Here is a 6,844-nt window from a genome sequence, read left to right on the forward strand (position 1 = left end):
ATGCCTGAAATCGCAAAGACCGGAGAAATACTGTTTGTAAAAAGCGTAAAGGACGGAATTCCCAACCGCGATCCCCTTAACGATAGTGATGCCAGGAGGTTATTCGGGGAAGACGACGGCAGAATATCATTGAGCGACGTTAGTATCAAGCGGGATGTAAGAGATTATGTTCTGCACCGTTTTCCTGATGGAGGTCCGGGGAAAAAGTATCATATATTTGTTCGACAGGAAAAAGGAGAAGACGGCAAACTTCTGGGCAGAGAAAAACTTGCGGAAAAGATTGTCGCAGATGCCTCTGACAAAAAGAATGCTCTCATGTCTGCAGCTTTCGATGTCAGGGTATTCGGTGCTGTATACAGTGTGGAAAAAGAGAGTTTCAACCAGACAGGGCCGGTGCAGTTTGGATGGGCTCATTCCCTTCATCCAGTTGAGACTCGCTACGTGCAGGGAACTGTGGTAATTCCTTCAGAAGATGCGAGTAAAGGACAGGGCACTATCTGGACTACTTATATAGTTCCCTTTGCGGTATTTTGCATGCCTGGAGTCGTAAATGAAAGTATAGCTAAAGAGACCGGCGCGACTCGGGATGATATAGAACTGCTGCTGGAAGCGCTCTGGAAAGGCACACTGTACAGGCAGGCCAGGGGAAGAGGCATACAGCAACCCTGTTTCCTGCTTCACGTAGAGTATTCCGATCCTTTCTTTCGCATAGGATACCTGGAAGACTACATCTCCCTGGAGCCAGGACGCGAAGCGTGGATGGGAGGCAATCCTCCCGCGTCCCTGGAGCAGGTGAGGCTAAATGTGGATCGCCTGGCGGAAGTGCTAAGCCCGAAAGGAGAATTCAAAGATAAAATTGAAAGGGTACGATACTGGGTCAACCCTGCCCTGGCGCTTAGCTGTGAACTTCCGGGAACCCGGGAAAAGATATGGTAGTGGTGCACTGGATGCGAAGTTATAGGGCAGGTGAAAAAGCTTGAAACTGCTTGTCTTTGAATTGCGCGGCGATGTTGCCCACTTCCGCAGGCCGGATGGAATAGTGACGCACCCCACGTATCCCGCCATGACAAGGACCGTGCTATGCGGTCTGATCGCATCTATTCTGGGGAAACGCGAGCTAGACGGCGAAAACTGGATGGGATATTCCATCCTCCAACCCGTTCGCACAGTAGCCCAGGAAATGTCGATGCTTGGAAAAGGCTGGATGGGCGACGGCGGAGATTCCTTCAACCGGCCTACATCGATTCAGCTGGTCATAAAACCACATTACCGCGTATATTATTCCGGCGATCATTTTGCAATACTCAAAGATATGATTAAGGAAAGACGGAGCGTTTTTCACACCTACTTGGGATCTGCTTTTTGCCTGACGTTTCCAAGATTTACAGATGTAATCGAGGCCGAAGAACTATCACCGGCTCCGGGAGATATCCTTACTGCAATTACGGTGGTTCCTGCAGACCTGGTTGAAAGATTGATCCCCGAAAGTGGAGAAAGGTACTTACCGTTGCGGGGGGCCAGATATGCCGTTGACTCCGACAGGAATTTTGAAGGAACCCTTAACTTTATCATTGAAGAGTCAGGCAGGCCGATAAAGTTTAAAACAAAAAGCTGCGGTGATTCGATTGATTTTCGCATTCTAAAAGTTGAGGATGGTGTAATTTGTCTGTGGTGATTCCTTTCAGGGAGTGCGTCGCCCGACCGAAGTCCGGGCACGGGAATCCCAACCTTCTTACCGAACATCTTCTTGCGGTTGCAAAATTTATGGGGGATCCTAAAGGAGACGATGAAGAGAGGCTTAGATTCCTTGCAGGGCTTTGTCATGATGTTGGCAAGGCCGCAAGGCGGTGGCAAATGTACATTCTATCTAAGGAAAAAGGGGAAAGAGTGGTTGCCTCGGGCGGCAACCACTCTCCTCTGGGAAGCCTGATATTTTTTATTTGCAGCGAACAGCTGACGATTCAAAACTTACCCAGGCGATTTAGGGAGTATCTGGTCGTAAATCTTGCCCTGGATATCGCAGGCCATCACAGCACAATTAAAAACATCGACCCGCAATGGCCTCCGTGGGAAGAGGCCCTTTTGCCCATTGAAGGAGTTCATATCTATGAAACCGTAGATCTTGACGGATTTTTCGATTTTGTGAGGGAGTATTTCCCAGAAATAACGCTAACATCTCGGAGTTTTGCGGATAAGCTTCATGGTATCGATAAAAGGTGGGCGGTTGTTGCAGAAAGGGCCCTCGGGTATGCTGTGCGCTATATTGACAGCAGTGCAGATCGGGATTTAGCAGTAGCTGATCTGATAATAAGGGACCGAACATCAGCTATGATTTCAGCTGACAGGCTCCATGCTGCAAGTCTGGATTTTGCGTATTTCCACCCGGAAGAAGCCCGGATGGCTATAAATAATCTTGCGGAAGAATGCAATCGCCTGCTTAGAAACGCTACGCCGGAGACTTTATCTATTGTAAAACTAAGAAACGAACATCAAAAGAAAGCTCTGGAAACGTACAGGTCTTTCCCTGATAGATTAATTTATTCTCTAGAGCTTGCTACCGGACTTGGAAAGACTCTTACCGCCCTGAGGGTAGCTTTAGATGCTGTTGTCTCGGGCAGGTGCAGCCGTATAATCTACGTTGCCCCTTATATATCCATTCTATCTCAGGCTACGAATGTCATTCGTGAAGCTACCGGCATAACCGATATTATCCAGCACCATCATCTATCATTTCTTGATATAGATTTTGAACACCTGAGAGCCGAGGAAAATGGTGCCTTCCTTATAGATTCATGGCAATCTAAAATCGTGACTACTACCTTCAATCAGTTTTTCCTGGCATTATTTCCGACGAGAGCACAGCATACAGTCAGGATAAAGGCCCTGGAAAAAGCTTTTGTCATAATTGACGAACCGCAAATTATAGAACCAAAAGTATGGGCTGCCTTTTTGAAGACTCTCGAAGCAGCTGCGCGGCGATTGGATTTTCAGTCAATTTTATGCACAGCCACGCTCCCATGCGCTTCGGATTATCTCAGCGAAGAATATATTTGCCTTTCAAAAGGAGATTCTTTAAATCCGCGTTATATAGCAAAAGCTATGGAGAATAAATGGGATGCGCAGGCTTTAGCAGAGCTGGCCGTAAATAAGTTAAGAGAAAAAGGTTCTGTGGCAGTAATTTTGAATACTGTAGCTGATGCGGCCAGGGTTTATTTGGCAGCGAAAGACCTCATCTTTCGGGGGAATATGCATCCTGAAGATGTATCCAAAATAGATATTTTTAACCTTACAGGTTGTATGACCCCCCTGCATAAATCCACCTGGATCTCAAAAATAAGGGATTCACTTAAGAAAGGAAAAAAGTGCCTTGTAGTTTGCACTCAGATTCTCGAGGCAGGCGTAGATTTGAGTTTTCGGTGCATAATAAGAGCGCGTTCTATTATACCTTCTGTAATTCAAGCTGCAGGCCGTGGCAACCGGCACGGGGAAGGCGATCCGGCTGAAATCCTTATTGTGGATTTTGTAAGGGACGACGGTGTGGACCCGAGGCCATACGTTTATAGAAATCCTGTATTCAGGGAAGTTACCGATGAACAACTCAAAAGCTGTAGGGAATTTTCAGAAAAGGATTCCAGGGGAATCATTGAATATTTTTACCGGGAAGCTTTTAAAAGAAATCCGCCGACCGGGAAAATGCAGCTAATACATGAAGCGGCTATGGGACAATGGTCCGAGCTGGCGAAAATTGAACCTTTTGAAGGCGATTATCCAAAGGTGATGGTTTTTGTTCCGCGCGTATTTGAAGGGACTGGCGGGCCGAGCATTCCCGAGGGAGTTCAGCGCGCCTTGAAATATTTCAGGATATCCGGGGTTTCAGATATATATCAGCGTTATCTTGAAAAAAAGTTCTGGAAGAGTTTATCCTTTCAGGATAAAAAACTCTTCATGGCAATGATGGAGCAATTCTGCGTAAGCTTAAGCGCAAAAAAAGCTGAATCCATTGTAGCAATACCCGAAGGTGCTTTTATAGGCAATCTGGTGGATGATAGAATTTATAGCGAAGATACAGGAGTAGCCCTCATAGAAGATAGTACAGAGTTTAGAATGTACTGATACTGATACAAGCAAAGGAAGGGTTAATGTGTCGGCCGATGAGATTAATATTACCGGTACGCTGATATGGTATTACTTTATCTGTCCTCGTCAGGTATGGCTTATATCCCACAATATAAACCCGGATGAAGATGATGAAAATGTGGCGATTGGACGGTTTTTTCATCAAGAGAGTTACGCCAGAGAACGAAAGGAAATAAATTTTCACGGCGGGAAAGTAGATATCCTGGGGACTAGAGATGGACAGCTTGTCGTTGCGGAAATTAAAAAGAGTTCAAAAGCAGAACAAAGTGCAAGAATGCAACTGGCTTTTTACCTTTATGAGCTAAGAAAACTTGGAATAGAGGCAAAAGGAGAACTCAGATATGTCGAGGAAAAGCGAAGAGAGCAAATTTTTTTAGATGAACAACTAATAGTAGAGGTGGAAAATGCCATAGCCCGCATAATGAGGTTGATGTATGAACCTGTACCCCCAAAGCCTGAAAAGATAAGATGGTGCAACAATTGTGCGTATAAAGAATTCTGCTGGTCGTGATCTTTTATTTTAACTTACTCCCCAATATGCTTTCAAGGAGTTTAGCGTCGTATGAAAAAGGCAATTTATATTTTTTCAAACGGGGCACTCAAGAGAAAAGACAACACCCTTTACCTTGAAACCGAAGACAGAAAAAACTATATACCTGTCGAAAATACCAGCGAAATCTACATTTTCGGAGAAGTAGACGTGAACAAGAAGTTCCTGGAATTTGCGGCCCAAAACGAAATAATAGTTCATTTTTTTAACTACTATGACTACTATATAGGATCCTTTTATCCCAGGGAATTTCTTAATTCAGGTTATATGATTTTAAAGCAGGCCGAGCACTATTTGGATAAAGAAAAAAGGATGGCAATCGCGCGGGAATTTGTAAAAGGCGCGGTAAAAAACATCTTACAGGTTATAAGGTATTACATAAATCGCGGGAAAGATCTGGCAGAAATCGATGAAAGGATTCGCGAACTTGAGGGCAGAATAGATAATTTTAATGAAATTGATGAACTCATGGCCATAGAAGGCAATGTTAGAGAATGTTATTATTCTTCTTTTGACAAAATATTAGAGAACCCGGATTTTAAGTTTTACAAAAGGACTACTAGACCACCAAAGAATAATTTAAATTCCCTTATAAGTTTTGGAAATTCCATGATTTACACGATAATACTGAGCGAAATATATAAAACACATCTGGACCCCCGCATTGGTTTTCTCCATGCTACAAATTTCAGGAGGTTTACCTTGAATCTTGATGTAGCGGAGATTTTCAAACCGATAATAGTCGACAGGGTAATACTTACCCTTATCGGCAGGAAAGTAATAACAAAAGACGATTTTGAAAAAGACTTTGAGGGGTTGATTATTAAAGAAAAAGCAAAAAGGGAATTTATAAAAGAACTGGAGGAAAAGCTTTCCACTACTTTCAAACACAAGCAAATCGGCAAAAACGTTTCATATAGAAGGCTTATAAGGCTCGAGTTATACAAACTGGAAAAACATCTCATAGGAGAACAAGAATACAGCGCTTTTGTCGCCAGGTGGTAATCCGGAGGCTTCAGAATTCTCATGTTTTTAATACTTGTATATGACGTTGGAGAAAAAAGGGTGGGAAAGGTATTAAAAATCTGTCGGAAATATCTTACCTGGGTTCAAAATTCGGTCCTTGAAGGAGAAATAACAGAAGCGGCATACAAGAAATTAAAACTGGAATTAAAAAGGGCAATAGTGGAAGATGAAGACTCAGTTATTTTTTATATACTGAGGACCACTAAATATTCCGAGCGCGAAACGCTGGGGATAAAAAAAGGCGGAGATGAAATATTTCTATAAAAATGTCGTCGACCTCCGGTGATGCAAAAACCCCTGGAGGTCGACGACAAATGCTAATTACGCTGAAAGTCAGAATTACTACTGCTTCAGAAGGATTTTTTAATTTAATGGCGAAATAATTATAGAAAATTTAATAAACGTTATTAATGCTTAAAACTTTAGTTTTTGCGTTATTTTGTGGGGTTACTAGCCTGCCTATAAGGGATTGAAACATAGATACAAAACCAAAGACAACAAACAGGAAGCAGAGGTTACTAGCCTGCCTATAAGGGATTGAAACAAATACTCATTAAGTTTACTTGTAAAGAAATTAATTGTGGTTACTAGCCTGCCTATAAGGGATTGAAACGAGCAAATGAAGGAAGGAATTGAAAAGAAAACACTAGCGGTTACTAGCCTGCCTATAAGGGATTGAAACGCCTCTGGTAATGGTTATGCTCATATCACCAGGCGAGGTTACTAGCCTGCCTATAAGGGATTGAAACTCTCCAACGACCTGCTTCTCGTCTATCCCCAGCGGGGTTACTAGCCTGCCTATAAGGGATTGAAACTGCCCATCAACGAGAATGAGTTTATCATTATTGTTCCAGGTTACTAGCCTGCCTATAAGGGATTGAAACGAACTAATATTGATATTCCCTATTGGTATTAACCCTCTCACCTCCACTCGGTCATGGTATACGTGAACGGTAATATGAAGTCTATCAAATAGCTGGCGTGTTGCAATCTTGCCACCTCCGTGCATTGCAAAAGTCAATAGCTCTTCCTGTTCCGGAATTTGCTTACCAGCTTCGCTAAAATCAATAGTAACTTTCTTTTCCTGTCTGGGAGTGGTAATTATTACCTCTCCTGTTTTATTGTTAATGG

Annotated in this window: 6 protein-coding genes and 1 CRISPR repeat array; all 6 genes read left to right on the plus strand. The window is 43.1% G+C overall.

The features are described from left to right. From ACKX14_RS08410 to cas2, 6 genes are read left to right on the plus strand one after another with little or no spacing between them, the layout of a single operon-like run. Complete coding sequence (locus ACKX14_RS08410; RefSeq protein ID WP_422446584.1) at nucleotides 1–936, plus strand: CRISPR-associated protein; 936 nt, start codon at nucleotides 1–3, stop codon at nucleotides 934–936. Between the two features lie 40 nt (nucleotides 937–976). Next, nucleotides 977–1,675: a CRISPR-associated protein Cas5 gene (cas5, locus tag ACKX14_RS08415; RefSeq protein ID WP_422446586.1), complete on the plus strand. Its 699-nt coding sequence runs from the start codon at nucleotides 977–979 to the stop codon at nucleotides 1,673–1,675. Further along, nucleotides 1,669–4,113, plus strand: coding sequence for a CRISPR-associated helicase Cas3' (cas3, locus tag ACKX14_RS08420; protein WP_422446598.1), 2,445 nt, complete (start codon nucleotides 1,669–1,671; stop codon nucleotides 4,111–4,113). Before cas5 ends, cas3 begins: the two co-directional genes overlap by 7 nt. Before the next feature lie 28 nt (nucleotides 4,114–4,141). Next, a complete protein-coding gene (cas4, locus tag ACKX14_RS08425; protein ID WP_422446588.1) occupies nucleotides 4,142–4,648 on the plus strand; it encodes a CRISPR-associated protein Cas4 in 507 nt (168 codons plus the stop codon). Between the two features lie 51 nt (nucleotides 4,649–4,699). Then, nucleotides 4,700–5,692: a type I-B CRISPR-associated endonuclease Cas1b gene (gene cas1b / locus ACKX14_RS08430; RefSeq protein WP_422446590.1), complete on the plus strand. Its 993-nt coding sequence runs from the start codon at nucleotides 4,700–4,702 to the stop codon at nucleotides 5,690–5,692. 21 nt (nucleotides 5,693–5,713) lie between these two features. Next, on the plus strand, nucleotides 5,714–5,977 hold the full coding sequence (gene cas2, locus ACKX14_RS08435; protein ID WP_422446592.1) for a CRISPR-associated endonuclease Cas2: 264 nt from the start codon (nucleotides 5,714–5,716) through the stop codon (nucleotides 5,975–5,977). Nucleotides 5,978–6,158: 181 nt separating this feature from the next. Continuing rightward, nucleotides 6,159–6,597: direct repeats of the CRISPR family, unit length 31 nt; unit sequence GGTTACTAGCCTGCCTATAAGGGATTGAAAC. The last annotated feature ends 247 nt before the right edge of the window (nucleotides 6,598–6,844 follow it).

Source organism: Thermorhabdus hydrogeniformans (genome assembly GCF_049310025.1).
In the GTDB taxonomy this organism is placed as follows: domain Bacteria; phylum Bacillota; class Thermosediminibacteria; order Thermosediminibacterales; family Tepidanaerobacteraceae; genus JBJYKD01.